Source organism: Lysinibacillus sp. TE18511, assembly GCF_054062295.1.
In genome coordinates, this window is sequence record NZ_JBSSFD010000052.1 from 1 (window position 1) to 26,391 (window position 26,391).

Consider the following 26,391-nt stretch of genomic DNA (forward strand, 5'->3'; position numbering starts at 1 on the left):
GGTTCTATCCGTCACTTTGACCTTTCTTTCCGTCGCTCTGATTTCTATCCGTCACCTCGGCTCTTCTTTCCGTCGCTTTGACCTTTCTTTCCGTCATTTTGACCTTTCTTTCCGTCGCTCTGATTTCTATCCGTCACTTTGGCTCTTCTTTCCGTCTCTTCGGCTCTTCTTTACGTCGATTTGATTTCTATCCGTCACCTTGGCTCTTCTTTCCGTCGCTCTGACTACTATCCGTCACCTCGGCTCTTCTTTCCGTCACTTTGCCGGTTCTATCCGTCACCTTGGCTCTTCTTTCCGTCGCTCTGACTACTATCCGTCACTTCTGCTCTTCTTTCCGTCGCTTTGCCGGTTCTATCCGTCGCTTTGACCTTTCTATCCGTCGCTCTGACTTCTATCCGTCACTTCTGCTCTTCTTTCCGTCGATCTGCCGGTTCTATCCGTCACTTTGACCTTTCTTTCCGTCGGTCTGTCGCGGCTATCCACGATTTCGGCTGTTCTATCCACGACTTTGACTATTCTATCCGTCACTTTGGCTCTTCTTTCCGTCTATCTGATTTCTATCAGTCACCTTGGCTCTTCTTTCCGTCGGTCTGTCGCGGCTATCCACGATTTCGGCTGTTCTATCCACGACTTTGACGGTTCTATCCACGACTTTGACTATTCTATCCGTCACTTCTGCTCTTCTTTCCGACTATCTGATTTCTATCGGCTCTTCTTTCCGTCACTTTGACCTTTCTTTCCGTCGATCTGATTTCTATCCGTCACTTCTGCTCTTTTTCCCGTCACTTTGCCGGTTCTATCCGTATCTTTGACCTTCCTTTCCGTCGCTCTGACTACTATCCGTCACTTCTGCTCTTCTTTCCGTCGCTTTGCCGGTTCTATCCGTCACTTTGACCTTTCTTTCTGTCGCTCTGACTTCTATCCGTCACTTGTTCTACTACACCTAAAAGAAAACAGTAAAAAAGGCTATGCCAAGGTGATTCATCACCTGACATAGCCTTTTTCGGCATAATTGCGTCCGGATAACGGTTTTGTGGTTGCACAAAGCCGAATCCGTGACATCTGCCGAAGAATTTAAATTATTTTGCAGCTTGGAATTTAGCTTCTACTACATCCCAGTTTACTACGTTCCAGAATGCACCGATGTAATCTGGACGACGGTTTTGGTAGTTTAAGTAGTAAGCATGCTCCCAAACGTCTAAGCCTAGGATTGGCGTTTTACCTTCCATAACTGGTGAGTCTTGGTTTGGAGTAGATGTAACAGCAACTGAGTCACCATCAACGATTAACCAAGCCCAACCTGAACCGAAGCGAGTTGTAGCAGCTTTTGCAAATTCTTCTTTGAAAGCATCTAAAGAACCGAATTTAGCATCGATTGCTTTTGCAACTTCGCCAACTGGAGTATTTGAACCTTCTGGAGCGATTACTTCCCAGAATAATGTATGGTTAGCATGTCCACCACCATTGTTACGTACAGCAGTTTGTTTGTCAGCTGGAAGAGCATCAAGGTTTGCAATAAGATCGTTAATATCTTTTTCAGCAAATTCAGTGCCTTCTACTGCTGCGTTTAAATTTGTTACATAAGTATTGTGGTGTTTTGAGTGGTGAATTTCCATTGTTTTTGCATCGATATGTGGTTCTAATGCGTCATAAGCGTAAGTTAATTGTGGTAATTCATAAGCCATTATTAAGTTCCTCCCTAAATTAAAGAAATAATTAGTACATCCTTAGATTATCAAAATTGGTCAAACCATTCAACGAAAAATACTTCATATTGAAGATTTCAGCCTTTTGACCGAAAAACCAATACGATTATCCTGCCCTCATTTTTATATGACTAAACTTTCATAGGGATGGAAATCATATCGCGATAAAGAACACAACAATCATAACGATTTGAATGACAGCCTTCGCTATTGTTGATGTTAAAAAGCCAACTAGAGAACCAATACCGCTTTTCACGGCCTCTTTCAATGTACGGCGCTCTACGATTAACTCTGCAATCACCGCTCCTAAAAATGGGCCAACTAATATCCCTGCGACTGGAATGACGAATGGTCCAATTAACAAACCAATAGTACTGCCCCACATACCAGCATTTGAGCCACCGAATTTTTTTATACCAAAGGCATTTGCCACAGTATCAGCACCAAATAATAAAACAACAAACAAAATTTCAATCGCCCAGAACCACCAGCTTAACTCTGCAAATGAGAAAAATAACCCATATACGATAAAACCACCGAGTATAAATAACATACCTGGAATTATCGGATATACTAATCCAACAAATGAAACGATAAAGCAGGCAATCACTAAAATCCAGCCAACAACTTCCATAAAAATTCTCTCCTTTTGTCGTGCATTGCCTTTAATACGAAATCACAAAGTAAAAAGTTTCATTCGCTTAATGTCGAATTCCTAATATGGAGTCCGCTATATTAACTGCATGATCTCCTATACGCTCTAAATTGCTAACGATATCCGTATAGACGATACCTGCCGCTCCATTACATTCATTTGTATTTAAGCGTGCAATATGCTTTTGTCTTAGTTTATCTTCCATGTCATCTATCAAACTTTCGAGCTCTGTTACTTCCTGTGCCAAGCTTAAACTTGCTGTATCTAGAGCCTCTATGCTCTTACGAACAGCTTCAATGGCTAAACTAAACATGCCTATTAAATCTTGTCGTGCTGACTTACTTAAACTTACCTCGTGATGATCTTTATATTGTAAAAGCTCTAAAATATTTTCAAAATGATCACCTATACGTTCAATGTCTCGAACATTTGTTAAAAGTGTATGATGTCTTACTGAGTCTGCACGAGAAAGTGGCTGCTTAGACACCATTACTAAATAATTCGTGATTTCCTCGTCCAAATGATTGAGCGCCACTTCTAACTGTAAAACTGTAGGTATGAGTGTAGCTTCACCTGTTTTCATATATAAAAATGTTTCTTCTAGACCACGGAGTGCATGCTCACCCATGCGTAACACTTCCTCCTTTGCTTGACCAAGTGCAATCGCTGGAGAGGAATCAATAAATGATGGATCTAAATGCTTCGTTGTTACATCAATATTTCCGTCATGTCCAGGAACTATCTTCGTGACAAGTGCAGTCAATCCTGCAATAAATGGTAGCTGAATCATCATATTAATCACGTTAAACGAGCCATGCGCTATCGCTATTTGCATTTTCGCTTCTAAATGGAATAGCTCACTAACCCACTGAACATAATGCATAAATGGTGTAAAGAACACCATGAAAATAATAGTACCTATCACATTAAATAGTACATGTGCCATCGCTGCACGTTTAGCATATATAGAAGCACCGAGCGAAGCTAAAACTGCTGTAATAGTTGTTCCTATATTTTCGCCAAACAAAATAGGTAATGCACTATCTAGGCCAATTAAATGCTCAGCATATAAGCCCTGTAGCACACCGACAGTCGCTGTGGAGCTTTGTACAAGCAATGTAAATATTGTCCCTAGAAAAATTCCTATAATGGGCTGATTACTTAGATGCAGCGTTAATGATTCAAAGTCAGCTAGTTGATGAAGCGACTGCATGCTTGCACTCATAAGCTCTAATCCTAAAAATAATCCACCAAAGCCAAATACTATTTGCCCAATATGCTGGTATGTGGCTTTCTTAAAGAAAAATAACAACCCAGCACCAAGCGCTAGTAACGGATAAAAATAAATGCCAATATCAATACCAATAATAAATGCGGTTATTGTCGTGCCTATATTCGCACCCATGATGACGCCGATTGCTTGACGCAATGTTAAAAAGCCTGCACTCACTAACCCAACCGTAATCACTGTCGTTGCAGAGCTCGACTGTATACAAATCGTCACAAATATGCCCACTAATACACCCATTAAAGGATTTGTTGTAAAACGATTTAACAACTCACGCAGTCGATCATCTGCCGATTTTTGGAGCCCATCCCCCATAAACTTAATGGAAAATAAAAAGACTCCTAAACCGCCTAAAAATTGAAACAGTATGCTTTGCCAATCTATTGTCAATTGTATTCGCTCCAATTCCTACGTCTATACTACTCTATTCCTAATCTTTAAATGATAGTGTACAAAAAGTAAAGAAAACCTTTAACTTTTTTACACAATGTTAACATTTCAATATCGTATTCTCAGTTATTATTACTTATTTCATATCTTGTCAAAGTTGAACATGATAGAATAGCGATTGGAGGAGATATGTTATGAAACACTCACAACTATTGATCGATAGCTTAATTCATCCAAAAAAACTTGCTGCCTATCGATTATTACCTATCGGAAAAGTCATTCAATATACCTTTCTTCTAATTACTATTGTTACAGTTTTCTCTTTTGGTCGTTTTACGGCTGGTATTTCTGTTGATACATTTGATATGAATAGTGTAAATGGTATTACTGAATACATAGAAGACATTAAATGGTTATTGTATCCCGTGACATTCATCATGCTTTTTGTTTTTACAACGATGCTTATTTTTACACAAATTGCTCTCTATGCTTTGGCAGGTCTATTTATTTTAAAAGTCATGAAGCGTCGCGGTGAATACCGTCATATTTGGCGTACTACAACATTTGCCATGACATGGGCTGTTCTTTTAAGTATGTTATCAGATTATTTACAAATTAACAGTACAATTATCTCTGTTTTTTCTTTACTTTTAACGGTAACTCTATTAATTGTAGCCCTCATAAAATATCCAAAACAACCAATTGCAAAATAATGTGCATGATTCCCCTCTCTTCTAAATATAGTGTAGAAAAGGAGGGGATTTTTTGCGTGCATTAGTGTTAACAGCCATCATCATTATTTTTGCTTTTGTCATAAAAGTAGATTTAACAGAGGGGTCATTGCAGCTCGCTGCCTTTTATCCGAAAGATACAGAAAACGCTATTTGTGAAAAGCAGCGAGAACCAAACTATATCACCGTACAGACTATCCCAGGCGATACTATCCACAGCTTATTTGCACTACATCCCGCAAAAGTACCCATGACCTTTCCTGAACGCTTACAATTATTTTATGAATTGAATCCACACTTACAATTACAGGCACTTGTCCCTGGTGAAAATATTAAGCTTCCTCTGTCATTTGAATTTGAAAACAAATGTGGAAAATGAAAAGTTAGCGTTTCTTCCTTGTCCTTATTTTCTTACACTGCTAAAATAAATGTCAGTGACGGTCGAAAGTATGGCCCGAAAAGGAGAGAAAGTTAATGAGTGAAATTTGTCACCGTACAAATACACGTCCTGTGCGTGTCGGTAACTTAACAATTGGTGGTAGTAATGAATTATTCATTCAAAGTATGTGTACAACAAAAACACATGATGTTGAAGCAACAGTAGCAGAAATTCTTCGTCTTGAGGAAGCGGGCTGTCAAATTGTTCGTGTCGCAGTACCAGATGAACGTGCAGCAGATGCGATTGCAGAAATTAAAAAGCGTATCAATATTCCATTAGTAGCTGATATCCACTTTGACTATAAATTAGCATTAAAAGCAATTGAAAATGGTATCGATAAAGTTCGTATTAACCCAGGTAATATCGGGCGTAAGGAAAAAGTAGAGGCCGTTGTGACTGCAGCTAAGGCTAAAGGAATTCCAATCCGCATCGGGGTAAACGCTGGTTCATTAGAACGTCACATTCTAGAAAAATATGGTTATCCTACTGCGGACGGTATGGTAGAATCTGCCCTTCACCATATTAAAATTTTAGAAGACTTGGACTTCCACGATATTATCGTATCCATGAAGGCGTCAGACGTAAATCTTGCGATAGAAGCCTATGAGAAAGCGGCTAAAGCCTTTAATTATCCTCTACATTTAGGGATTACTGAATCAGGTACACTATTTGCTGGTACTGTAAAATCAGCAGCTGGCCTTGGAGCAATCCTATCAAAAGGTATTGGTAATACTTTACGTATTTCTCTATCTGCTGACCCTGTCGAAGAAATAAAAGTAGCACGTGAGCTATTAAAATCATTCGGTCTTGCTTCTAATATGGCAACGCTTATTTCATGCCCAACATGTGGTCGCATCGAAATTGATTTAATTTCCATTGCTAATGAAGTAGAAGAATATATTTCTACACTTGCTGTACCATTAAAAGTAGCTGTTCTTGGCTGTGCGGTAAATGGACCTGGTGAAGCACGTGAAGCAGACATCGGTATTGCTGGTGCACGTGGTGAAGGTTTACTATTTATGAAAGGCAAAACAGTTCGTAAAGTGCCTGAAGAAACAATGGTTGAAGAGCTGAAAAAGGAAATCGATAAATTAGCAGCTGAAATGGCAGAAAAACGCGCTGCTGAAGAAGCAGAAAAAGCGAACGCCTAGGGAGGTGCTAGCATGAATAAGCCCCGCTTTGGAATTGATATTGATGGGACAGTGACATGTCCTAGTACACTCATTCCACATATCAATAAACAATATAATGTAAATATTACGCTTGACGATGTGTGCGAATATGATTTTTTATCAGCATTTCCCCACCCTGTTGATCGTGTTGCATTTAATACATGGTTTAAAGAAAATGAACCCTATATGTACGAGGTATCTGAAGCGGCTAAAGATGCGAAAGATATTTTACATGCATGGAAAGATAACTACGAGCTTTATTACATCTCTGCTCGTGGTGAGAATGTATCTGATGTTACGGTAAATTGGTTTAAAGCTCAGTCAATTCCATACGATCATATTGAGCTCATCGGTAGCCATGATAAGGTTTCCGTAGCTAAAAAACATGGTGTTGAGGCATTTTTTGAGGATAAGCATGATAATGCGGTCATACTTGCGGAGGAATTAAAAATACCCGTCGTATTATTTGACACTCCGTATAACCGTCTTGCTGTTCCTAACAATGTCGTACGAGTTTATAACTGGCAAGAAGCCAACCAATTTATTACTAATTATTTCAAATAATGCAGTAAAGAGTCGTGTTCAAGTGCTGAACACGACTCTTCTTATTCCCTTCTCTTTATACTTCAAGTATTCCTCGTAACCAACGCTCAACAAAATTTTCAAAGGTAATGCCATAGTTTTCATATACACTATGGTACACAAAATAAGTCCCTAATCGCTCAAGTAATTCATCATTAATCTTCATCACAAACCACTCCTTTTTATAATTTTACTGAATTTTCAGATACAGAAACTTCCGATTCTCTTGACATTCGAGTGGAGTTCGCATCGTTGCAAAACCGTCACAATCTGCCTCCTTCATGCCCTTTCTTCGTATTTTTCTTTTCGTTAATATAGTAGTAACAACTTGCAAAACTGGAGGGACTACTTGTGAAATGGATGACAAAGGTAGCTAGTATAACATGCCTCTGTGCGTTGCTAGCTGGCTGTGGAGATCGGCTTTCTGAAATTAAAGATGCAGCATCTGGCATAAATTCAGCAGCAAACTCCGCAGCTAGTGCAGTTAGTCGCGATGTACATGCTATACGAGCAATTGACATTAACTATAAAGATACATCCTTTACAGTTAATGACCTATTTAAAACTATTTTACGTGACGTACGCTGGGATTATGACGCTGAAAAAAATGAGCTTCATGTGAAAGGTACATGGCAGGCACCACTATTTTCTGAGCAAACGTGGGATAATGCCATGAAAAAACAACTCGCGGAAACCGGTGTAGTAAGGGTTACATGCACTTTAACAGACAATATGATTGATAGTGCTTCTACAAATGTAACACTTGTTTTTAATGATGAAACAATTCTAGAAATGACTGGTGAAGATGCGCTTCATCACTTATATGATACATATTTACAAAAACAAACTCCGTAGCTATTAAACAAGGCTGTTTTCTAAAAAATTGTTACTATTTTTTAAAAAAGGCTCATCACCATAACGTGTGGTTGATTTCCGTTCCGACTGGACGCTTTGTCGCTGACGCTTCGCTTTCGCACAGTTAAAACATTTGTTGCTGTCGCTTCGCTTTCGCACAGAAAAACATTGCCGCTGACGCTTCGCTTTCGCACAGTTAAAACATTTGTTGCTGTCGCTTCGCTTTCGCACAGTTAAAACATTTGTCGCTGACGCTTCGCTTTCGCACAGTTAAAACATTTGTTGCTGTCGCTTCGCTTTCGCACAGTTAAAACATTTGTTGCTGTCGCTTCGCTTTCGCACAGAAAAACATTGCCGCTGACGCTTCGCTTTCGCACAGTTAAAACATTTGTTGCTGTCGCTTCGCTTTCGCACAGTTAAAACATTTGTCGCTGACGCTTCGCTTTCGCACAGTTAAAACATTTGTTGCTGACGCTTCGCTTTCGCACAGATAAAACATTTGTTGCTGACGCTTCGTTTTCGCACAGATAAAACATTTGTTGCTGACGCTTCGCTTTCGCGCAGAGCAGAGCTTCCTGGGGATGTCCGATGAGCCGCTTGGGCCAACACGATGTTGGTCACGAAGGCGTTATCACAGGATGTGATGCTCTTAGCCTTCGTTCCTCTATTTGCTCGCTCCAGGGTCTCGGGCCTACACGATGTAGGTCACGAAGGCGTTATCACAGGACGTGATGCTCTTAGCCTTCGTTCCTCTATCGCTAATCTCCAAGGAGTCACCCAGTCTCCACCTTTTGGTGATGAGCCAAAAAAAAGGCAGATTTAATCTACAAAACGTGTAGAATATATCTGCCTTTTTTGATATTTCGTGAATCGAATTTTTAACTAAAGAACCCCGTTTATCGCAGCTCCTTCTAGACTGTTATTCTGTGGAGAGGATATGTATTTTTTCTAAATAATACTTCACGATAGCTAAATATTCTCTGGTGTAGTACTTAATACGAAATTCAGGTGGTGTTGCAGCTGGTAAGCCGGTAACGTTAAGTCCTAAATCTTCAGCAATGGATTCGGCTCGATATAGATGGAATCGGTTTGTCACAACTACAACTGTGGAATCTTTGTCTATGTAATCCAATGAATACTGAAAGTTTTCAAGTGTGCGAGTAGAATTGGATTCGGTGGTGATTCGTTGTTCATCAATACCTAATTGTATTAATGATTCTTTAATTACAGAAGCTTCAGACACAATTTCGTCCTGCCCCTGGCCACCAGAAGCGATTGCAATTGTATTTGGATTTTCTTTTAAGTATGCAGCTGCGGTCGTGATGCGTTCGAACAGCAGACTAGACGGCTGATCCCCCGATAAACGTGTACCTAAAATAATGAGGTAATCTGCATCTTCTATCGCAGTATCTTTGCCTTGCGACACGATAAGTAAGTGTAGGCAAAGAAAAAAAACAAGTACTGCCGCGAGCAATATAGTGATAAGCTTGAATACCTTCTTCATAATAACCTCCATTTTACATTGTAACGATTGACATTATATAAATTATCGGTAGCAAATTTCAATATATATTGTTATGTCAAAATATAACTATAACATCTTCACCTAAAACAATCTCGCTCGGTGGCAGTTTTTTAGTAAATAAATCCCCCCTCAAGAAATCTTACAATTTAGAAATATTGTGCCCTCTTATTTGAAATTCATAAAAGTATCACGTTATAATCAAAGTATCACGTGATGGTTCGGAGGTGTTTGCATTGGGACAGAGAAATTAAAAATTGGCGAGCTTGCAGAAAAAACTGGCATTACAAAAAGAACAATCGATTATTATACAAACATAGGCCTATTAGCAGCTGACCGATCTGCATCAAATTACCGCTACTACGCCCCTGCAATGATTGAACGACTTCATTATATTGAGCAACGCAAACATGAGGGTCTTTCACTCATAGAAATACAACATGAACTTAACATCACACCGTACGAAGAAATCGATGTACAAATATTACGTATAAAAATGCAAGATTTAGAGCATGATGTATCTTCTTTACTTGAACAAATGAACAAACAAGACAATAAAGATATTGAAAAGATAAAAAAAAATGTTTCACCCGAAAGCATTGCACTTATGCAATCTTTACTTTTACTTATTCATAATTAGGAGGTGACGTTCTGTTCATACAGAACGACTATTTGGAGACCATACTTAACTTATCGATTTTCACTATTTTATTAGCTTTAACTGGCTTTTTCGTGGCAACAGAATTTGCCATTGTAAAAGTGCGTTCCTCAAGACTTGACCAATTGATTGCAGAGGGCAATAAAAGAGCTATTTCTGCTAAGCATGTTGTCAATCATTTAGACGAGTATCTTTCTGCCTGTCAGCTTGGTATAACTGTAACAGCACTTGGTATCGGGATGGTCGGTGAAAAAACTTTTGAATTTATGCTACACCCCCTTTTCGACATGATTGGCATTTCAGATAAATATATGACGATTTTCACAATTGGTAGCGCTTTTGCTATTGCAACATTTTTACACGTTGTTGTCGGTGAGTTAGCACCCAAAACTGCTGCCATTCAAAAGGCTGAAAAGATTACACTTCTTTTTGCCAAACCTATTATGTTGTTCTATAAGGTGATGTATCCATTTATCTGGTTCTTGAACGGCTCAGCTCGAGTATTAGTTGGCACATTTGGCATGAAGCCTGCATCTGAGCATGAGTTATCACATACAGAGGAAGAATTGCGCTTACTGCTATCTGAAAGCTTTAAAAGTGGTGAAATCAATAAAACAGAGCTAAAGTTTGTAAATAATGTCTTTGAATTCGATCAACTTATTGCTCGTGAAATTATGGTACCTCGAACAGAAATTGTTGGAATTGAAAAAAATGATTCCTTTACAAAGATCATTCATTTTATCGCGGATGAGAAATATACTCGATATCCTGTTTATGATGGTGATCGTGATAATATTTTAGGCTTTATGAATGCCAAAGAATTGTTTACACACGGTTTGCTTGAGCAATTAACAGACGACTCTTTAATTCTTGAAAATTTCATTAATCCTGTAATCCGAGTAATTGAAACAATTCCAATTCAAGAACTACTTGTGCGTATGCAAAAAGAGCGAATTCATCTGGCCATATTAATGGATGAATACGGCGGAACATCAGGGCTTGTTACAGTCGAAGATATTTTAGAAGAAATTGTTGGTGAAATTCGCGATGAATTTGACGATGATGAAATTGCAGAAATCCGAAAAGTAAGTGACAATCACTATATTTTAAATGCAAAAATGCTCATAGAGGATGTTGAAAATCTATTAAATGTAACACTTGAAGCAGAAGAAGTTGAAACATTGGGCGGTTGGTTTTTAACATTGAATAATGGCATTAAAGCAACTAGAAATATCGAATTAGCTCCATATGTATTTAGTATCTTTGAGCAGCATGGCCATCAGATTCATTTTATCGAGGTTCGTCCCCTTCGCAAAATTATACCTGCTGTAACAACAGAAGCATAAGACAACCGGTACATTTTTCACACTTTTAACTTTACCAGCATCACCCAATAGGTCTATTCTAGTTTTTCTAGATACTTTCGTCTTATTCCATTATTAGGTATATACGTATACAATAGAAACATGAATATGATTCTATTTTCAGGGGGGCATCACATAATGAAATTATTTAAGCTATATCATTCTGACGGTATTCATATCATTACGGACGTCAAAAAACACAAAACTAACATTGAATTAAAAACGATCACAGGTGAGGTATTATATATTATCGTTGTGACAGACGAAAACTATACAGTATACGATGATCGCTTTGCCGGCGCTTCAAAGCAATTAAACTCAGTGGAGGCATTTGATATTGACGGGAACTTCCGTAGCTTGGATTTTGATAATATGCGTTCACTTTTCAAAGAGGCATTTACGAGGCTAATGCAAGAGATCGCAGAATGTGTCAATGATAATAGTGAGCTAGTAGATATTGATACACTACGTCATAAAATAAGCGATCAAATTAAAGGTATCCATTTCCGCGTTATTTCTGATACGAAAAAATACGAGATTTAAGCATTTAACAGACTGTCCAAAAATAGAATGTTGGACAGTCTGTTTTTTTACGTTACAAAATGCATCGACATACTCGCCATTCATCAAAAAACACCCTCGAAAATCCCCTAAATTCCCACGATTTAACCATAATTACTAGCGAAACTGAAAACACCGTTTACCACTTTCATGTATAATGGTACTTAACTATCTGAAAGGAAGGGTGTTTGGATGAATCGTGAACAATTAATCACACTTATTTCAGAAAAACTGAAATTAATCCGTACTGAAAAAGATTTAACGCAGGATCAGATGAGTAATTTACTAGGTCTTTCTAAAAAAACACTTGTTCAAATTGAAAAAGGTCGTATTCAGACTGCCTGGACTACAACTGTTGCGGTTTGCGCACTATGCCGAGAAAGCTCAATTTTACAGCATGAGCTCGGTGGTGATCCACTTGAGATTGTCGACTTAATCGCTAATAATGGAACATTACAACCTAAAGAAAAAACGATGGGTGGATACATATGGTGGAAAAACCTTAGCGAATACAATGGTTATCGCTTACAACAAAACGCCATTAGTCAGCATTTTCGAATTCTAGATACAAACAACTATCGACTACTATCAACATTTGATGAATCATTGGCCGAGCAAGAATGGGAAAAGATTACAGTATAAATCAATTATGCCTCGGCATAATTGCGTCCGGAATCGGATTTGCGCTTAGGCCTGCACGAGGGCCGACACGATGTCGGTCATTTCGGTAATGCCACATTCATCTCACCATCTATAGAGGCGGGAGATGAATGTAGCTGACGCTTTGCTTTCGCTACAAAAACCATTTGCTGAAAGAAGTTAAATTTTGTTCGCGTTTAACGTAAAAGCACAATGTTTCAACGTTAAGCGCGAGTAGTACTACAATCCCCTCCACCATTCCGATACCGAAGACTCGGCGTAGTCTAAGCCTCCTCGTCGCCCATACTTCGCTCTATGTACTTTCATATCATTCCTACTTTTAAAATTAAGAAAAAATTTTAGCCAAAAAAAATTAGTTTAGCATCTATTACCATCACACCAATAGATGTATTTGCGATGGCGTCATTATATTTTTCATAGCCTCGTTGAATTTGCTGTAGCAAATAAATCTTCGTATGCTCTAGCGAACACTATAGACAAATGAATATGAAAATGAAATCACCTCTTCATATGATAAAGTATAAATAGATACTAGTGGTATGGAGTGATAACTTTACAATCAATCTTTTGGTGTAATGTTAGATCAGTCGAATTATGCAGAACTATTCTTGATACTTAATAGTAATTGCTCTAATACTGGAGAGGATGCGCTTTATGGATCGAATACTAGCAATTAGTGATATACATGGAGAATTGGACCTTTTTGAAGAATTATTATTAAAAGCTAAGTATGATACTATGCAAGATCAGCTATTTTTACTTGGCGATTATATTGATCGCGGGCCTTCATCTAGTGGCGTTTTAAATTTAGTGGGTGAATTGCAAACAAAAGGTGCACGTGTTCTACTAGGAAATCATGAAGCCCTTATGTTAAAAGCCTGTCGCTCCGGGCACCCCAAATATTGGAATCATTGGGTGAAACTTTGCGGTGGTCATGCAACTCTTGCAAGCTACGGTTATCAGTTAGACGATTTTAAGGAAGCCATTGAAAACGATACATTACCTAGCTTTATCCAGACCTTACCAAAGCTCGAAGAACATTTACAGCTTATTGAAACCTTTAATATTTATATCGAATTAGAGGATGTCATTTTTGTACATGGTGGGGTTGTTCCTGGAGTAGCTATGACAGAGACAGATCCGATGCAATTTTTATGGATTCGTGAACAATTTCATGCTGGTTATCAAGGAGAAAAAACTATAATCTTTGGCCATACACCTACCTACAAACTTCACCAAAATCCAACAGAGCACAGTGTCTTTTTTGGTGAAAATAATATCATTGGAATAGATGGTGGGGCTGTTTTTGGAGGTCAGTTACACGCTATAGAATGGCCAAGTCGTCAAATCATCTCAGTGGAAAGGAAAAAGCCAACAAGTGTAGAATAACCTGTTGGCTTTTCGTGCTGAATGAAGCTTTAATACAATTTAAAAATAACGCCTACTACAGAGTAAACAATAACCGTTGAAAATAAAATTGTCATATGGATAAGTGAGAAAACAAACATTTTGGTTGCCCACTTCGTTTGATCTTTATTACTACGATAGCCATAAATACTCATAACAAGCCATGCGATGCTTAGTAAAAGTGCAACAAGCATAATACCAACACTTAAAGTGCCAAATAAGAAGCTTGAAAAAATCAATAATATTAAATAAAAGTTCGTTTGATAATAAGTACGGCGCATCCCTTTTACAACTGGCAGCATAGGAACTTTAGCCGCTTCATAGTCAGCATGCTTTCGAATAGCAATGGCATAAAAATGGGGCATCTGCCAAATGACCATCACGAAAAATAGACCAAGTATCGCAGGATGTGTAATATCATTAGAAACAGTAGCCCAACCAATTAAAGGTGGAATTGCCCCTCCGATACTCCCAATTTCCGTGTTATAAATTGTGCGTCGTTTTGTCCACATTGTATAGGGTACTACATATAAAAACACCCCTAAGAGTCCGAATGCCGCAGCTAATGGTGAACCAAGTCCTAGCAAAGCTACCCCGATAATGAGCATGGCAAAAGCTAAAATCAACGTAGATTTCGCTGACATTTCACCTGTTACAGTTGGTCGACTTTGCGTACGAGGCATAATAGCGTCAATGTCACGGTCGTATACATTATTAAATGCTCCAGCAGAACCAATAACAAGTGCAGAACCAATCGTAGCAAAAATAATTTCAGGTATATTCTCTACAAATGTCATTTTATTTTTGTAAATACCTAGCGTTAAACCAGCCCACATAGGAATTAAATTTGATTTAATGATTCCTGTTTTAACTGTCTGCGCTAAAATAGTAGTGCGTGAGGACTTCCCTGATGATTTCTTAGAAGATTGTAGCTTATGCTCCGTTTTTAGATTTTGTTCCATTCATCTTAATTCCTTTTCTCTCAAAATTTCTACACGCTTTACTCGATAGAAAGCGACAAAATTTGCATTTAACGTATCAAATTTTAATTTTACCTCTTTTAGATAGAGTCTGTCTCTATGTTCACATAAAGTACATGATTTTCTTTTCTGATGAATAAAAATCAATTACGCTTTGGTGTATTTACCACTTTCGTTTGGAGACCCACTGCATGGGAGGTACAAACGCATTCATCTCACCAATTGGTCTTCTACTGAATGAAAATAAAGATACACGTCCCATTCACAACATCTTCTATGATACCACCGACTGACGTGAATTTGAACCTAATTAGCTTGATTCTTAGCATATTACTATTCAAGTAAAACAATCTACTCTATACTAATGTGTATGTTTTAACTTTATGAAGGAGTGTCTACCACGTGAAATACGGATTTATCGGCCTTGGAAATATGACTACAGCTATTATTAAAGGAATGTGCAAAAGCAGAGATTTTGATTCCACTTTTATTTATGGCTATAATCGTACCAAAGCAAAAACAACAAAATTAGCAACCTCTTTCGGTATTCAAGCCGCAAGCTCTATTGAAGATATTATGTCAAATTGTGACGTCATTATCCTTGGTGTTAAACCCCAAATGTTACCTGATGTTTTACCTGAGGTGAAAAAGCATTTACAAGACAACCATGTCATTGTATCCATTGCTGCTGGTAAAAATATTACATACTTCCAAGGTTATCTATCTGAAGTTACCCCTATTATTCGTGTAATGCCAAATATCAATGCGCTTATCGGTGCCTCTACAAGCTGCTATACAACAAGTGAGCAAGTATCAGATATACAGCTTCAACATGTCATTTCACTGTTTGAAACAGTTGGAACAATTATCGAGATCCCTGAACACCTATTTTCGATATTTACAACGATTGGTGGTGCTTCACCAGCATTTACTTATATGTATATTGACGCTTTAGCACGTGCTGCTGTACGTGAAGGGATGCCAAAAAGCATGGCTCTTGATATTGCAGCAAATGCAGTACTCGGCAGTGCAAAAATGATTTTACAATCACAGGAACACCCATGGGCACTTGTAGACCAGGTATGTTCACCAGGCGGCACAACGATTCAAGGTGTATCCTCATTACAAAGCAATCATTTTGAAACAACGATTCACGATGCAGTAGCTGCCGTGACTGACAAAGATCGCAGCTTATCGAAATAGCTCTTAATTGATCTACTAAAGAATAAAACCGAGACATCCTACATGTCTCGGTTTCACTTTTATTGAATATTATCTTGTAATTCCTGTGCTAAAAATGCAGTTAGATCACGTAAATTTTCTGGTGTAACACCGTGACCATCTGGATACTGTTTAAATGTCACAATAGCACCAAATTGCTCAAAGATTTCTTTACTTTCAGCGCCCCATTGCGACGGGATAATATAATCATATTCACCATGAGAAATAAATGCATGTAAATGATTAACTGGTCGAATTGCATATTCCTCTGTTACGAATTTTGGCGTGTAGCCACTTAACGCTACTATTCCCGTAATTAAATTCCCCATTGCAAAAGCAAGTGATTGTGCCAAAACAGCTCCTTGACTGAATCCAAGCACGTACACTTTATGTAGATCAACTTGATATTCTTCAATTGCCTCTAATATAAATCGTTGTAATGCTACTAACACTTTATCAAAAATTTCACGGTCTGGGTTTCCGACCTCTTGGATCGTGAAAAAAGCATAGCCCGGCTTTTGCGTAATAGGTCCACGTAAACTAAAAATATGGCATTGTTCTTTAAAATCCTGTACTAATTGTGGTAAATCATCTTCATTGCTACCCATTCCATGCAATAAAAAGATCGCCGGGTATTTTTTATTCGGGTCCATATTCGTAGGTTGTGTATGTTTAAATGTAAATGGTGTATTCATTGAAAAAATTCCTTTCTGATGTCCTTACTATCTCCTTATTATACTGCATAAGGTAGTTAGACAAGAACAGGATTGCCTCATTATCATTTTAATAAATGACATGCAAAAATTTTAGTTATGAGTCAAACTATATAAATACTGTTTTATCTCGGATGAATGGGCCGTTCAATCGGATGTAGAAAACCCCTCCGATTAAAGTTTAACTTTATTAATAATCCCATCAGTGTGATAAGCAATATAGCCATTAATAATACGAATTGTTTCTTGTGGATCTGCGTTAAAAAGCACTTTTGATTGCTCAGGAGTTGAGACAAGCACCGTTAATAAATCTACGCGCATTGAATGTCCAGCAGAGCTATAAGCATAATCGTAGACAATATCTTCCTCTGTCATACCTTCTGTCTCATATTGCTTATGGAACAATTCTTTAACGGCATCCATTTGTTCCGCGACCTGCTGACGAATACGCATTTGATGCATCAAAAGCTCTTCCTCTAACACAGTAGCCTTTAACCATTCTTCCTTGTCGAGCATTCCCAAAAATTCTTTTTCCCAAACTTGCTCATTTTCAGTAAAATACAACATATTGACCATCAGCCTATCCCAAAAATCAATTTGTGTTGCTGCCGATTTACGGTATATCGCAATTGTCTCTTTAAAGTGCTCCTCAACTTTCGTAATATTCATATTGCGCACTAAATGATTACAGACATTTTCAATAAATTTATTTGCCACTTCTTGTGCCATCCAAAAACCCGTCCTTTATCTTACAAATCATTTCCCCACTATCATACCATGATTGGAGAATATAAAGAAACGGGCAACGTATACCGCCTTCCATGTAGGCTGTTGAAATAGTTTTCATCATTGACATAGCTTCAGAAACAAAAAGGAACATCTTCGCCATATGATGAAACGAAGATGTTCTCGATTGTCACTTTATTCTTTAATTGCAGTAATTGAATCTAAAATACTCTTTGCATTCTTGTGAAGCGATTGATAGTTTTCCAGTAAAATATTTGGATGTATTGGTTTGCTGAATAAGAAACCCTGTACAGTATCACAATTACTTGCTACTAGATATGAGAGCTGTTCTATCTCTTCTATTCCTTCAGCAACTACCTTTAACTGTAAATGCTTGGCCACAGAAAGAATCGTGTCTACTAAAGCCTTATCTGTTGAGCTCGATTGTATTTTTTGAACGAAAGACCGGTCAATTTTTAAGCAATCAATAGGGAAATCCTTTAAATAAGACAATGACGAATAGCCCGTTCCAAAATCATCTACCGCGATTGTAATCCCAAGTGCCTTCAACTGATGCAAAATTGTCGTCATATGATCGATATTAATCGTCATACTTTCTGTTATCTCTAGCTGCAAATATTGTGGCTCTAATTGTGTTTTCTCAAGAACATTATGAATCATTCCAACTAAATTTTGCTGAAAAAGTTGACCTAATGACAGATTGACTGCCACTTTAATTGGTGGCAATCCAGCACCTTCCCAACGCTTCACTTGTTTACAAGCTGTTTCTAGAACCCATTGTCCAATAGGGATAATTAATCCCGATTCCTCAGCAATTGGAATAAAGACTCCTGGCGAAATCCAACCTTTTTTAGGATGCTTCCATCTGACTAAGGCCTCTACTGACTTAACTTGACCCGTCTGTAAATCTAATTGCGGTTGATATTCTAAAAAAAGCTCTTGGTTAGCTAATGCATTATGTAAATCATTTTCTAATAACAGTCGTTCAGTCATTCTGCTAGACATTGAGGACTCATAAAACTGTATACGTGTAGGTGTTTTATGTGCTTCATGCATAGCATATAATGCAAATCTAACAAGTTCCTCTTCCCTATATGAATCCGTTGGAAATAACGCAATCCCAATATTTAATTGACTACTTAGAGAAAAATGTTGTATTTGAAATGATTCTTCCATAACCAATTGAAGCTGTTGACTTAGCTGCGTTAATTGATGGATATTATTGACCTCATCAATAAAAACAACAAAATAATCTTCTCTCGGCATGGTCAGTGGATATTCCTCTGGTAAAACATTTTTCAACCTTTGCGCTATTAGTTTGATCATTTGGTCTGCATATGTACTGCCTAAAGATGCTTTAATAGTTGAAATTCTTTCTATACCGATAGCAAGAATTGCCTTTTGAGATTTAGATATGTATTAATTGCTTTTTAATAATTCCATCAAAAAACGTTCATTTGGTAAATTTGTAGCTTCATTATGATAAGCCATATAATGCATCTTTTCGCGAGACTTTTCCAAATGCCCTTGAGTATCAATTAATTGTTGAAAAGGTTTTTCGATAGATGAAAAATAAATAGCTCTAAATAAAAGATAAAATGCACTTAACTCTAAAATATGTCCAAAAAAATTTTTAATATCATAAACATCTTGATACATTGTAAATAAAAAATCGCTCATGATTAAATAAATCGAACTACCTAATAATAAAAATACAATTTTGGGTGCTTTATTGAAATTTTTCAACAACAGTACCATAATCACCAAAAAGAACGCAACAGCTATATATTGCAAAGTATTCTTTAAAACAGTAGGACCTTCACCTTCGATTATAAGAGGTGGCAGTATAGGCGTTGGTGCATAGATAATGACCACACAACTAATGACTATTACAATCGGCAAACTATAAATAAGCCATCGATAAATTAATTTTATTTTCTTCTCCTTAACAAAATAAATGGCAAGAAAGCCAATCGATAATAGTAATCGACCAAGCATATAAAACCATGTTGCTGCATAGGGTGTACTTTCAGTAATGAAAAATGGCATTCCTTTATAGGAGAGCGCATGTGCAATTTCTATTAAGCTAAATGTTAAAAACAATCCCCCAACATACAGAACTCTATTAGATAAAATATACGGAGAAATTAACCACGTTTGAATCGAAATAGCCATCGTCACCACAATGATGAGAATTTCCATCATTAAATGAATCGCCACATAGTTGTTCTCACCAAATATCCCATAAAACTTATCTCCACCTAATCCAATGACGATTAGGAAAATCATTGATAATAGGATGAATTGAATGCCCTGCCTTACAAATGAAAAATCCTCATTAAATTTCCGCATCTAACTCCTCTCCCTTGATCTCAAAATATTTTCACTCTATTCATTATTTCACAAAGGACTTTTGGAATAATTATACTATAAGATTACCATGAAAAATCGACTTTTCAATCAAAACTAAAACTGAATAAAACTGGCTCATCACCATAACGTGTGGTTGATTTCCGTTCCGGCTGGGCGCTTTGTCGCTGACGCTTCGCTTTCGCACAGATAAAACATTTGTCGCTGACGCTTCGCTTTCGCACAGATAAAACATTTGTCGCTGACGCTTCGCTTTCGCGTAGAGCAAAGCTTCCTAGGGGCAGTTCACTAATCCCCGAGGAGTCGCCCAGCCTCCACTCCAATCAACCTGTATATATAACAAATGTCATCCACAAATTAATTTAACGGTTTAACAAATGCCATCCACAACTTTTGATGATGAGCCATACATGCCAATATAAATTCAATCCATCAATTTAATCAAAATCTTCATCAACCCAGATTTCACCACAAAAAAAGACGCCTCAAATAATTGAGACATCTTATCAATTCCGCCTTGGCGTAATTGCGTCAAAGGCTTTATCTTCATTCAGTAGGCTGAATGAAGATAAATCTTATGAAAACACGTAGCTATCCATATTATCTATTGTATTTTGAATAGCATCCTTTAATGATCGCTGATGCTCGCCACAAACAGCCAGCGCCTGCTCTAATGTCATCGCTGCATTTGCCATAAACGGCGCCATCTGTAAATCCTTCGCTAATTGAATCAGAACAAGTGCTTTATTCCATTGCCAACGCGCATTTTTTGAATCTAAATTAATCGCTTGCTCCAAGTAGCCTAGGGCGTCGAATGGCATCCAACCGAAGCGGTGCATCGTTTGCCCTGTAATCCCCCAATATAAAGCTTTATTAGGGTTTTCATTTACAGCTTGTTTAAAACAATGGACACTCTCATTGTAGTGATGTGCAAACAAAAACAGTTCACCCTGTGTAAAGAATGATTGTGCCTTTTCAGTTGGAGTACCTGTTTTCGCTACATCCTCTAGCTCTTTAATACGCTGAGAAAACTGTGCTTCATCTTTTACTGCACGAATTTCGACGACGGCATCCGATTCAGGATAGCTTTCATCTGTTCGTTCTTCATGCTGAGTTTCCACAAACAACGTAGCCTTTGGATAGCTAGCAAAATCATACTCTTCCAATAATTTAATATATTGATCAGCTAATGCTTTCTCGCTGTCATCTGTAACTTGCTTAGCTGCCTCATAGCATTTCATTAGCTCACCATTATAAAAATAATCATCCATTGTCATTCAATTTTCCTCCAATGTACAGCTCTTCAGTATATTCAGTATACACTACAAAAATCAATTTCGCCTTGCCGTAATTACCTTAAGATTTCGAATTGTTCTCAGGTATGCACGAGTATTTACTGAATGAAGATAAAAAAAGACTGCTCAAAATAACGTTTGAGACAGTCGTAGCTTTCCTTATTTTTTTAATACTTCAGTATTTAAATAGGCACGTAACTCTTCTTCTGGTAATGCACCGACAAAGCGGTTAACCTCTTTACCATCTTCAAAGTGAATGAATGTTGGCGTCGCTTCTAAATGGTATTGATCCCATATATCCCCGTATTCATAAACATTCATTTGTGCAATGTCAACACCTAACTCCTTAGCAATCGGCATTAATACTGGTGTGAAGGCTTGACAATGTACACATGTTGGGCTGAAGAAATAAGCATTGACATCTTCACCAGCTTTTATTTTTTTTTCAAGCTCGTCGGGTAGCATTATGTTTTGGTAATTTTCATCATCTAATTGATCAATTGTTTCTTGTTTTAGTTCTTTGTCACCATAAGGATTCTTTGCACTTGTTAACTTACTTTCGTTCGATACTTTTGTTAGCATAACAATTGCTATAAATAACACAACAATAACTGAGCCAATAATTAGTAGTTTTTTCACTAGAATGTGTTCCTCCTTTTCTACACTAAAAAACCCTAGTTTTAGTGTATTCGCGATTGATTATAAAGTTTTTTTAAACCCTAGTAAACTAATTTGTCTTTGAAAAATAAGTTTTTCTACAATTCAAACATAATTTCGCCCATTTTTGGGACCATAAATATTACAAAGCTTAATATAAAGGTGGAGTGGTTAATAATATGAAACACACTATCCAACAAGTTTTTCGAATTTATAAAGGTGATATCCATAATATCTTAACAAACTGGGTAGTTGCTGTCATTATTGGTGGACTTATCTTTTTACCTTCTCTTTATGCGTGGCTCAATATTTATGCCTCTATGGATCCCTATGCCCATACTGCCAATATGAAAATTGCTATTGTCAACGAAGACACAGGAGCGAATGTTAGAGGAGAAGATATACATGTCGGTAACGATGTAATAGCTAATTTAAGCACAAATAAAAGCTTTTCTTGGCAATTTACATCTCGTGAAAAAGCCATTGATCGTTTAAAAAACGGTGACTATTTTGCGGTTATCGTAATCCCTAGTGACTTTTCACAAAAACTAACCTCCATACTGTCAAATCAGCCTACTAAAGCGCATATCGATTATTATGTAAATGAAAAAATAAATGCCGTCTCACCCAAAATTACAATTAAAGGTGCTAGTGGTCTAACTCAACAAGTTTCTAGTGAATTTATCTCAACTGTCAATGGAACACTTTTCTCTATTTTTAATACGATCGGTGTTGAGATGGAACGGGAAATTCCAGACTTAAGAACGTTTGAAAATTATATTTTTACAATTGAACAACATCTTCCTGGTATTGAAACCTTTTTAGCACAAACCGCTAAAGGTGGCAAAGAAGCTGAGACATTACTGAACCACACGATGACCCAAGTTCCTGAGGTTGAAAAATTAACGAATGAAGGTCTAACAACTATTCAACAAGGTTTAAAATTGATTAATGAAGCTGACACACTGTTCACCGAGCTTTCCCCTATCATTAAAAAGGATTTAGAAGCTGTCCAAAATATTGCTCAACGATTTACAGAGCTAGTAGGGAAGCTAGAAAATGCTAATGTGGATACAGCAACCATTGCCCAAACAAAGGATACGATTAAGAAACAGCTGGATGCATCTCACGAAAAAATAAATTCTAGCATACAAACACTTGAAGCACTGCAAAAATTAACACAAGCTGATGCTTCAACTCATAAACAGCTTGAAAACAAAGTGCAAAACATCCTAACAGCGCTACAGCAAAGCAATTCTGAAGATGTTAAAACTTTACTAACTAATAAAAAAATCATTGAACAACTTGAAGCTATACGCGGAGATTTACAGGCAAATCCTAGTTTAACTGATTATTCATTAAGCTCTCTAACAGCATTAAATCAGCTAAATACTTTACTAACTGACGTCTCAAATAAAGTACAGCAGTTAAATAATATTGATGGAGAAAAGATCAAAAAGGATCTCGCGGATGTTCAAAGTGTTGCGCAAAATGCTTCTAACAATCTTAATCAATTCCTTACTCATTATAACGATCATCTAGAACCACAAATTCGCACGACCCTGTCTTCTGCGAAAAATACATTAACAAATGCATCATCCATGTTAACGGATGTAAAAAGTTTTCTTCCTCAAGTATCAGATCGTTTAACAAATGCAAAAAATACGTTAGCGACAGCTAATAAAACAATTGCTACAGTACAATCGAATTTCCCTGCTTTAAGTACAAAAATTAAGGATTTAGCAGAGAAGCTAAGAACATTAGAAAGTGAAGCAGATATTTCTGAAATTGTTCAATTATTGAAAAACGATGTCAATGCCGAGCGGGATTTCTTTGAGGAGCCTATTAAGCTTCAGGAACATAGGATGTTTCCGATTGATAATTATGGAACAGCCATGACACCATTTTACACTGTACTTTCCATCTGGGTTGGCTGTTTATTATTAATTTCACTTTTATCTGTAGATATTCACGATAATCATCAATACAGTATTCGCGAAGTATACTTTGGTCGTTTATTAACTTTTGCAACTTTTTCATTTATCCAAACGCTCATTATTACAATAGGAGATATCGTTCTTTTAGATGGATCCATTAGTGCGCCTTATTACTTTATACCATTTGGTCTCTTGATTAGCTTAGTGTTTGTTACAATTGTCTATACACTAGTTTCGGTATTCGGAAATGTTGGGAAAGCGTTAGCCATTGTCATGTTAGTGTTACAAATTGCAGGTTCTGGCGGCACGTATCCAGTAGAATTATTACCAAAGTTTTTCCAAATAATAAACCCATTTTTACCTTTTACTTATGCAATTGAAATGATGCGAGAGGCTGTTGGTGGTATTATTTGGTCCAAGGTATTCGTAGATCTCGCCTTTTTATCTTGCTTCTGGCTCATTTTTATTCTATTTGGTTTCTTCATGAAAAAATTATTGAGTGAGAAAATGGAACTTTTAATGAACAAAACACGTGGATTAGATATTTTTCATTGATTTTCACCTGCGCTTCCTGTCAATGTTTAAGCGAACGATGGTATAATGGCAGTATTGTAAACATATAGGAGGCGCTTTTATTGAAAAAACTACTATCTATTTTTGCTATATCGTTATTAGTGTTAAGTGCTTGTGGTGAGGAGAAAAAAGTTGCTGAAAAAAATCAAAACGAAACGCCAAAAGAAGCTTCACACGAAGAACATGCACATGCTTCTGGAGATATTCAGGAGGAAACTGCATCTGCTGATGTGCTACCATCCTTTTTAAATAATCAAACTGAAAATATTCGCTTAGTGTATCAAATTGCTGGTCAGTCTACAGAAATTCTAGAATGGATGCCATGCTATTGTGGATGTGGCGATTCAGTTGGACATAAAAGCAATCTAAACTGCTTTATTCAAGAAAAACGTGAGGATGGAACAATTGTCTGGGATGATCACGGTACGCGTTGTAACGTTTGCCTAGAAATCGCTGTACAGTCTGCAAAAATGCATAAAGATGGCATGAGTCTCAAAGAAATTCGTCAAACAATTGATGACACATATAAAGAAGGCTACGCAAAACCAACACCGACGGACATGCCTGCTTAATAAAAAAACTCATCGTTATGATGAGTTTTTTTTATTATTTAACTAGCTGTAGCACCGTTTTAAAATGTGGATGATCTGCACGTTGTAGTAGCTCATATAAAATCATTTCTGTGCTTGTGGGTAAAATTCCAAGTGCCTTCATCTTTTCTAGCCCTAACTCTTTATTGGCCTTTGTACGAGAGGACACAGCATCTACAACAACTTCGACCTCAAACCCTTGCTCTTTTAATTGTCGTGCTGTTTGGTAGACACAAATATGTGTTTCGATCCCTGTCACGATAAATTGAGTGCGACCGCTTGCCTTCAATGCATAGACAAATTCCTGCTCCTGGCAAGCACTGAATGCCATTTTAGCAATAGCTTGCCCTTGAAGATGCTGTGCAATATTTAACGCAGTCCCACCTAAACGACTAGGATTTTGTTCAAGCCACAAAATAGGTACTTCCAATGCTTTCATAGCTTGTACCAGCTTTGACACATTGTCAATCACCGCTTCACTTTCATCAACAATGGTCGCTAACTTACCTTGTACATCAACGACAACTAAACACGCTTCCTCTATTGTAAACATTCAAAACACCCCTTATTTCATTTTCACAGTTCATTATACCGAAAGATACTTGGATTATGGGGAAAGTTAAAAAACTTTCCGTCCATCCTATTTTAACGGCAAATATAATCAATATCACAACTTAGGCTCCATCAAACCAGTGCATATAACGGTAATATGGGCAACTTAGGAATATCTAAACAAGATACGTTTGATCATATTTTTTCGCTCTTCAAGATGCTTAATATTATGCACTTCTATGGGCTCTTATTGTCATAGAAGAATTTCACTATATGAAGGCCAAAACGATTGCCATAAACCCCTTTTTCCAAACACGAACGTTTTATAACACCAACGATTAACTAATGTGTAAATCACGAAAAATAACCTCATATCTGCACATCTAAATTTTCGTTTGTTCGTATTTTAAGAAAAATACTTTTAAGAATTTATCTCAATTGTGTACATTTTGTTGCAAGCCTGTCACAATTTCGCTCGAATAGTGAGAATTTTATTTTTTCTCTTGAAAATTGAGTTATAATCCAGTAAAGTGCTTTTATCCCGCTTTAACGGTCAGTACTATGCTCTACATTTATTTGAAATAGATGACTTTGAACTGACCGTAAAAGCCCGATTGGTTCAACTAACAACCAGCCGGGGATGAATAACCCCCTGCTGATTGAAGTTTCACTTTATCCCGCTTTAACGGTCAGTACTATGCTCTACATTTATTTGAAATAGATGACTTTGAACTGACCGTAAAAGCCCGATTGGTTCAACTAACAA

35 protein-coding genes are annotated in these 26,391 nt (G+C 37.3%); 18 read left to right on the top strand and 17 right to left on the bottom strand.

Annotation, left to right across the window (positions count from 1 at the left end):
- The 5 genes from ACVWXS_RS23290 to ACVWXS_RS23310 all read left to right on the top strand — a co-directional run.
- Positions 1-184 (top strand): hypothetical protein (locus ACVWXS_RS23290; protein ID WP_456960343.1); only part of this gene is annotated, 184 nt, incomplete at its 5' end.
- 15 nt (positions 185-199) lie between these two features.
- Positions 200-367: a hypothetical protein gene (locus ACVWXS_RS23295; RefSeq protein ID WP_456960344.1), complete on the top strand. Its 168-nt coding sequence runs from the start codon at positions 200-202 to the stop codon at positions 365-367.
- A complete protein-coding gene (locus ACVWXS_RS23300; protein WP_456960345.1) occupies positions 343-636 on the top strand; it encodes a hypothetical protein in 294 nt (97 codons plus the stop codon). The genes ACVWXS_RS23295 and ACVWXS_RS23300 overlap by 25 nt, the downstream gene beginning before the upstream one ends.
- Positions 633-812 carry a hypothetical protein gene (locus ACVWXS_RS23305; RefSeq protein ID WP_456960346.1) on the top strand — a complete coding sequence of 60 codons (180 nt, stop codon included), beginning with the start codon at positions 633-635 and terminating at the stop codon, positions 810-812. Before ACVWXS_RS23300 ends, ACVWXS_RS23305 begins: the two co-directional genes overlap by 4 nt.
- Positions 788-997 carry a hypothetical protein gene (locus ACVWXS_RS23310; RefSeq protein WP_456960347.1) on the top strand — a complete coding sequence of 70 codons (210 nt, stop codon included), beginning with the start codon at positions 788-790 and terminating at the stop codon, positions 995-997. The genes ACVWXS_RS23305 and ACVWXS_RS23310 overlap by 25 nt, the downstream gene beginning before the upstream one ends.
- Before the next feature lie 82 nt (positions 998-1,079).
- On the opposite strand, the gene ACVWXS_RS23315 is transcribed toward ACVWXS_RS23310, so the two are convergent.
- From ACVWXS_RS23315 to ACVWXS_RS23325, 3 genes are all read right to left on the bottom strand, one after another.
- Positions 1,080-1,685, bottom strand: coding sequence for a superoxide dismutase (locus ACVWXS_RS23315; RefSeq protein WP_374965955.1), 606 nt, complete (start codon positions 1,683-1,685; stop codon positions 1,080-1,082).
- A gap of 175 nt (positions 1,686-1,860) precedes the next feature.
- A complete protein-coding gene (locus ACVWXS_RS23320; protein WP_456960348.1) occupies positions 1,861-2,340 on the bottom strand; it encodes a DUF456 domain-containing protein in 480 nt (159 codons plus the stop codon).
- Positions 2,341-2,407: 67 nt separating this feature from the next.
- On the bottom strand, positions 2,408-4,039 hold the full coding sequence (locus ACVWXS_RS23325; RefSeq protein ID WP_456960349.1) for a Na/Pi cotransporter family protein: 1,632 nt from the start codon (positions 4,037-4,039) through the stop codon (positions 2,408-2,410).
- Between the two features lie 194 nt (positions 4,040-4,233).
- Between ACVWXS_RS23325 and ACVWXS_RS23330 the strand changes: the two genes are divergently transcribed.
- The 4 genes from ACVWXS_RS23330 (at position 4,234) to ACVWXS_RS23345 (ending at position 6,945) form a co-directional block, all read left to right on the top strand.
- The gene (locus ACVWXS_RS23330; RefSeq protein ID WP_456960350.1) at positions 4,234-4,752 is read left to right on the top strand and encodes a DUF1189 family protein; all 519 of its coding nucleotides are present in this window, start codon (positions 4,234-4,236) and stop codon (positions 4,750-4,752) included.
- A 52-nt stretch (positions 4,753-4,804) separates the two neighbouring features.
- Positions 4,805-5,149 carry a hypothetical protein gene (locus ACVWXS_RS23335; RefSeq protein WP_068983550.1) on the top strand — a complete coding sequence of 115 codons (345 nt, stop codon included), beginning with the start codon at positions 4,805-4,807 and terminating at the stop codon, positions 5,147-5,149.
- Between the two features lie 95 nt (positions 5,150-5,244).
- Positions 5,245-6,360 (top strand): flavodoxin-dependent (E)-4-hydroxy-3-methylbut-2-enyl-diphosphate synthase, encoded by a 1,116-nt coding sequence (ispG, locus tag ACVWXS_RS23340; protein ID WP_456960351.1) that lies wholly within the window; start codon positions 5,245-5,247, stop codon positions 6,358-6,360.
- A 12-nt stretch (positions 6,361-6,372) separates the two neighbouring features.
- The gene (locus ACVWXS_RS23345) at positions 6,373-6,945 is read left to right on the top strand and encodes a 5' nucleotidase, NT5C type (protein ID WP_456960352.1); all 573 of its coding nucleotides are present in this window, start codon (positions 6,373-6,375) and stop codon (positions 6,943-6,945) included.
- A gap of 55 nt (positions 6,946-7,000) precedes the next feature.
- Here the strand turns inward: ACVWXS_RS23345 and ACVWXS_RS23350 are convergent, their stop codons facing one another.
- Positions 7,001-7,132: a hypothetical protein gene (locus tag ACVWXS_RS23350; RefSeq protein WP_263297627.1), complete on the bottom strand. Its 132-nt coding sequence runs from the start codon at positions 7,130-7,132 to the stop codon at positions 7,001-7,003.
- A gap of 191 nt (positions 7,133-7,323) precedes the next feature.
- On the opposite strand from ACVWXS_RS23350, the gene ACVWXS_RS23355 reads away from it, so the two are divergent.
- A complete protein-coding gene (locus ACVWXS_RS23355; protein WP_456960366.1) occupies positions 7,324-7,818 on the top strand; it encodes a hypothetical protein in 495 nt (164 codons plus the stop codon).
- 3 nt (positions 7,819-7,821) lie between these two features.
- On the opposite strand, the gene ACVWXS_RS23360 is transcribed toward ACVWXS_RS23355, so the two are convergent.
- From ACVWXS_RS23360 to ACVWXS_RS23375, 4 genes are all read right to left on the bottom strand, one after another.
- Positions 7,822-8,049 carry a hypothetical protein gene (locus ACVWXS_RS23360; RefSeq protein WP_456960353.1) on the bottom strand — a complete coding sequence of 76 codons (228 nt, stop codon included), beginning with the start codon at positions 8,047-8,049 and terminating at the stop codon, positions 7,822-7,824.
- A gap of 2 nt (positions 8,050-8,051) precedes the next feature.
- On the bottom strand, positions 8,052-8,195 hold the full coding sequence (locus ACVWXS_RS23365) for a hypothetical protein (RefSeq protein WP_456960354.1): 144 nt from the start codon (positions 8,193-8,195) through the stop codon (positions 8,052-8,054).
- Positions 8,196-8,271: 76 nt separating this feature from the next.
- A complete protein-coding gene (locus tag ACVWXS_RS23370) occupies positions 8,272-8,439 on the bottom strand; it encodes a hypothetical protein (RefSeq protein ID WP_456960355.1) in 168 nt (55 codons plus the stop codon).
- A 298-nt stretch (positions 8,440-8,737) separates the two neighbouring features.
- Positions 8,738-9,322: a YdcF family protein gene (locus ACVWXS_RS23375; RefSeq protein ID WP_456960356.1), complete on the bottom strand. Its 585-nt coding sequence runs from the start codon at positions 9,320-9,322 to the stop codon at positions 8,738-8,740.
- A 316-nt stretch (positions 9,323-9,638) separates the two neighbouring features.
- Here ACVWXS_RS23375 and ACVWXS_RS23380 point away from each other — a divergent pair, with 316 nt between their 5' ends.
- The 5 genes from ACVWXS_RS23380 (at position 9,639) to ACVWXS_RS23400 (ending at position 13,972) form a co-directional block, all read left to right on the top strand.
- On the top strand, positions 9,639-9,980 hold the full coding sequence (locus tag ACVWXS_RS23380) for a MerR family transcriptional regulator (protein ID WP_427419631.1): 342 nt from the start codon (positions 9,639-9,641) through the stop codon (positions 9,978-9,980).
- Positions 9,981-10,012: 32 nt separating this feature from the next.
- Positions 10,013-11,344 (top strand): hemolysin family protein, encoded by a 1,332-nt coding sequence (locus tag ACVWXS_RS23385; protein ID WP_368638573.1) that lies wholly within the window; start codon positions 10,013-10,015, stop codon positions 11,342-11,344.
- A gap of 156 nt (positions 11,345-11,500) precedes the next feature.
- Positions 11,501-11,905 carry a hypothetical protein gene (locus ACVWXS_RS23390; protein ID WP_368638572.1) on the top strand — a complete coding sequence of 135 codons (405 nt, stop codon included), beginning with the start codon at positions 11,501-11,503 and terminating at the stop codon, positions 11,903-11,905.
- 210 nt (positions 11,906-12,115) lie between these two features.
- Positions 12,116-12,565 (top strand): helix-turn-helix transcriptional regulator, encoded by a 450-nt coding sequence (locus tag ACVWXS_RS23395; RefSeq protein WP_368638571.1) that lies wholly within the window; start codon positions 12,116-12,118, stop codon positions 12,563-12,565.
- 672 nt (positions 12,566-13,237) lie between these two features.
- Positions 13,238-13,972: a metallophosphoesterase gene (locus ACVWXS_RS23400; protein ID WP_456960357.1), complete on the top strand. Its 735-nt coding sequence runs from the start codon at positions 13,238-13,240 to the stop codon at positions 13,970-13,972.
- Positions 13,973-14,001: 29 nt separating this feature from the next.
- Here ACVWXS_RS23400 and cyoE read toward each other — a convergent pair whose 3' ends face one another.
- Positions 14,002-14,952, bottom strand: a complete 951-nt coding sequence (gene cyoE, locus ACVWXS_RS23405; protein WP_456960358.1) for a heme o synthase — start codon at positions 14,950-14,952, stop codon at positions 14,002-14,004.
- A gap of 420 nt (positions 14,953-15,372) precedes the next feature.
- Between cyoE and proC the strand changes: the two genes are divergently transcribed.
- Positions 15,373-16,173, top strand: a complete 801-nt coding sequence (gene proC / locus ACVWXS_RS23410) for a pyrroline-5-carboxylate reductase (RefSeq protein ID WP_368638568.1) — start codon at positions 15,373-15,375, stop codon at positions 16,171-16,173.
- A 59-nt stretch (positions 16,174-16,232) separates the two neighbouring features.
- On the opposite strand, the gene ACVWXS_RS23415 is transcribed toward proC, so the two are convergent.
- The 7 genes from ACVWXS_RS23415 to ACVWXS_RS23445 form a co-directional block, all read right to left on the bottom strand.
- Positions 16,233-16,886 carry an alpha/beta hydrolase gene (locus ACVWXS_RS23415; protein WP_456960359.1) on the bottom strand — a complete coding sequence of 218 codons (654 nt, stop codon included), beginning with the start codon at positions 16,884-16,886 and terminating at the stop codon, positions 16,233-16,235.
- A 192-nt stretch (positions 16,887-17,078) separates the two neighbouring features.
- A complete protein-coding gene (locus ACVWXS_RS23420) occupies positions 17,079-17,633 on the bottom strand; it encodes a hypothetical protein (RefSeq protein ID WP_456960360.1) in 555 nt (184 codons plus the stop codon).
- Between the two features lie 192 nt (positions 17,634-17,825).
- Positions 17,826-19,067: a putative bifunctional diguanylate cyclase/phosphodiesterase gene (locus ACVWXS_RS23425; protein WP_456960367.1), complete on the bottom strand. Its 1,242-nt coding sequence runs from the start codon at positions 19,065-19,067 to the stop codon at positions 17,826-17,828.
- A gap of 3 nt (positions 19,068-19,070) precedes the next feature.
- Positions 19,071-20,003 carry an MASE3 domain-containing protein gene (locus ACVWXS_RS23430; RefSeq protein WP_456960361.1) on the bottom strand — a complete coding sequence of 311 codons (933 nt, stop codon included), beginning with the start codon at positions 20,001-20,003 and terminating at the stop codon, positions 19,071-19,073.
- 104 nt (positions 20,004-20,107) lie between these two features.
- Positions 20,108-20,344 (bottom strand): hypothetical protein, encoded by a 237-nt coding sequence (locus ACVWXS_RS23435; protein ID WP_456960362.1) that lies wholly within the window; start codon positions 20,342-20,344, stop codon positions 20,108-20,110.
- A 252-nt stretch (positions 20,345-20,596) separates the two neighbouring features.
- A complete protein-coding gene (locus ACVWXS_RS23440; RefSeq protein WP_456960363.1) occupies positions 20,597-21,298 on the bottom strand; it encodes an O-linked GlcNAc transferase in 702 nt (233 codons plus the stop codon).
- 177 nt (positions 21,299-21,475) lie between these two features.
- Positions 21,476-21,955: a thioredoxin family protein gene (locus ACVWXS_RS23445; protein ID WP_456960364.1), complete on the bottom strand. Its 480-nt coding sequence runs from the start codon at positions 21,953-21,955 to the stop codon at positions 21,476-21,478.
- A gap of 197 nt (positions 21,956-22,152) precedes the next feature.
- Between ACVWXS_RS23445 and ACVWXS_RS23450 the strand changes: the two genes are divergently transcribed.
- Together ACVWXS_RS23450 and ACVWXS_RS23455 are read left to right on the top strand one after the other, a co-directional pair.
- A complete protein-coding gene (locus ACVWXS_RS23450; RefSeq protein WP_368638562.1) occupies positions 22,153-24,465 on the top strand; it encodes a YhgE/Pip family protein in 2,313 nt (770 codons plus the stop codon).
- A gap of 80 nt (positions 24,466-24,545) precedes the next feature.
- The gene (locus tag ACVWXS_RS23455; protein ID WP_368638561.1) at positions 24,546-25,055 is read left to right on the top strand and encodes a PCYCGC motif-containing (lipo)protein; all 510 of its coding nucleotides are present in this window, start codon (positions 24,546-24,548) and stop codon (positions 25,053-25,055) included.
- A 34-nt stretch (positions 25,056-25,089) separates the two neighbouring features.
- On the opposite strand, the gene ACVWXS_RS23460 is transcribed toward ACVWXS_RS23455, so the two are convergent.
- Positions 25,090-25,626, bottom strand: coding sequence for an isochorismatase family protein (locus tag ACVWXS_RS23460; RefSeq protein WP_456960365.1), 537 nt, complete (start codon positions 25,624-25,626; stop codon positions 25,090-25,092).
- Between the last annotated feature and the right edge of the window lie 765 nt (positions 25,627-26,391).

Coding starts and splice junctions, on each gene's coding strand:
- ACVWXS_RS23315 (WP_374965955.1), bottom strand. CDS start 1,685: ATGGCTTATGAATTACCACAATTAACTTACGCTTATGACGCATTAGAA.
- ACVWXS_RS23320 (WP_456960348.1), bottom strand. CDS start 2,340: ATGGAAGTTGTTGGCTGGATTTTAGTGATTGCCTGCTTTATCGTTTCA.
- ACVWXS_RS23330 (WP_456960350.1), top strand. CDS start 4,234: ATGAAACACTCACAACTATTGATCGATAGCTTAATTCATCCAAAAAAA.
- ispG (WP_456960351.1), top strand. CDS start 5,245: ATGAGTGAAATTTGTCACCGTACAAATACACGTCCTGTGCGTGTCGGT.
- ACVWXS_RS23345 (WP_456960352.1), top strand. CDS start 6,373: ATGAATAAGCCCCGCTTTGGAATTGATATTGATGGGACAGTGACATGT.
- ACVWXS_RS23355 (WP_456960366.1), top strand. CDS start 7,324: ATGACAAAGGTAGCTAGTATAACATGCCTCTGTGCGTTGCTAGCTGGC.
- ACVWXS_RS23375 (WP_456960356.1), bottom strand. CDS start 9,322: ATGAAGAAGGTATTCAAGCTTATCACTATATTGCTCGCGGCAGTACTT.
- ACVWXS_RS23390 (WP_368638572.1), top strand. CDS start 11,501: ATGAAATTATTTAAGCTATATCATTCTGACGGTATTCATATCATTACG.
- ACVWXS_RS23395 (WP_368638571.1), top strand. CDS start 12,116: ATGAATCGTGAACAATTAATCACACTTATTTCAGAAAAACTGAAATTA.
- ACVWXS_RS23400 (WP_456960357.1), top strand. CDS start 13,238: ATGGATCGAATACTAGCAATTAGTGATATACATGGAGAATTGGACCTT.
- cyoE (WP_456960358.1), bottom strand. CDS start 14,952: ATGGAACAAAATCTAAAAACGGAGCATAAGCTACAATCTTCTAAGAAA.
- ACVWXS_RS23415 (WP_456960359.1), bottom strand. CDS start 16,886: ATGAATACACCATTTACATTTAAACATACACAACCTACGAATATGGAC.
- ACVWXS_RS23420 (WP_456960360.1), bottom strand. CDS start 17,633: ATGGCACAAGAAGTGGCAAATAAATTTATTGAAAATGTCTGTAATCAT.
- ACVWXS_RS23430 (WP_456960361.1), bottom strand. CDS start 20,003: ATGCGGAAATTTAATGAGGATTTTTCATTTGTAAGGCAGGGCATTCAA.
- ACVWXS_RS23440 (WP_456960363.1), bottom strand. CDS start 21,298: ATGACAATGGATGATTATTTTTATAATGGTGAGCTAATGAAATGCTAT.
- ACVWXS_RS23450 (WP_368638562.1), top strand. CDS start 22,153: ATGAAACACACTATCCAACAAGTTTTTCGAATTTATAAAGGTGATATC.
- ACVWXS_RS23460 (WP_456960365.1), bottom strand. CDS start 25,626: ATGTTTACAATAGAGGAAGCGTGTTTAGTTGTCGTTGATGTACAAGGT.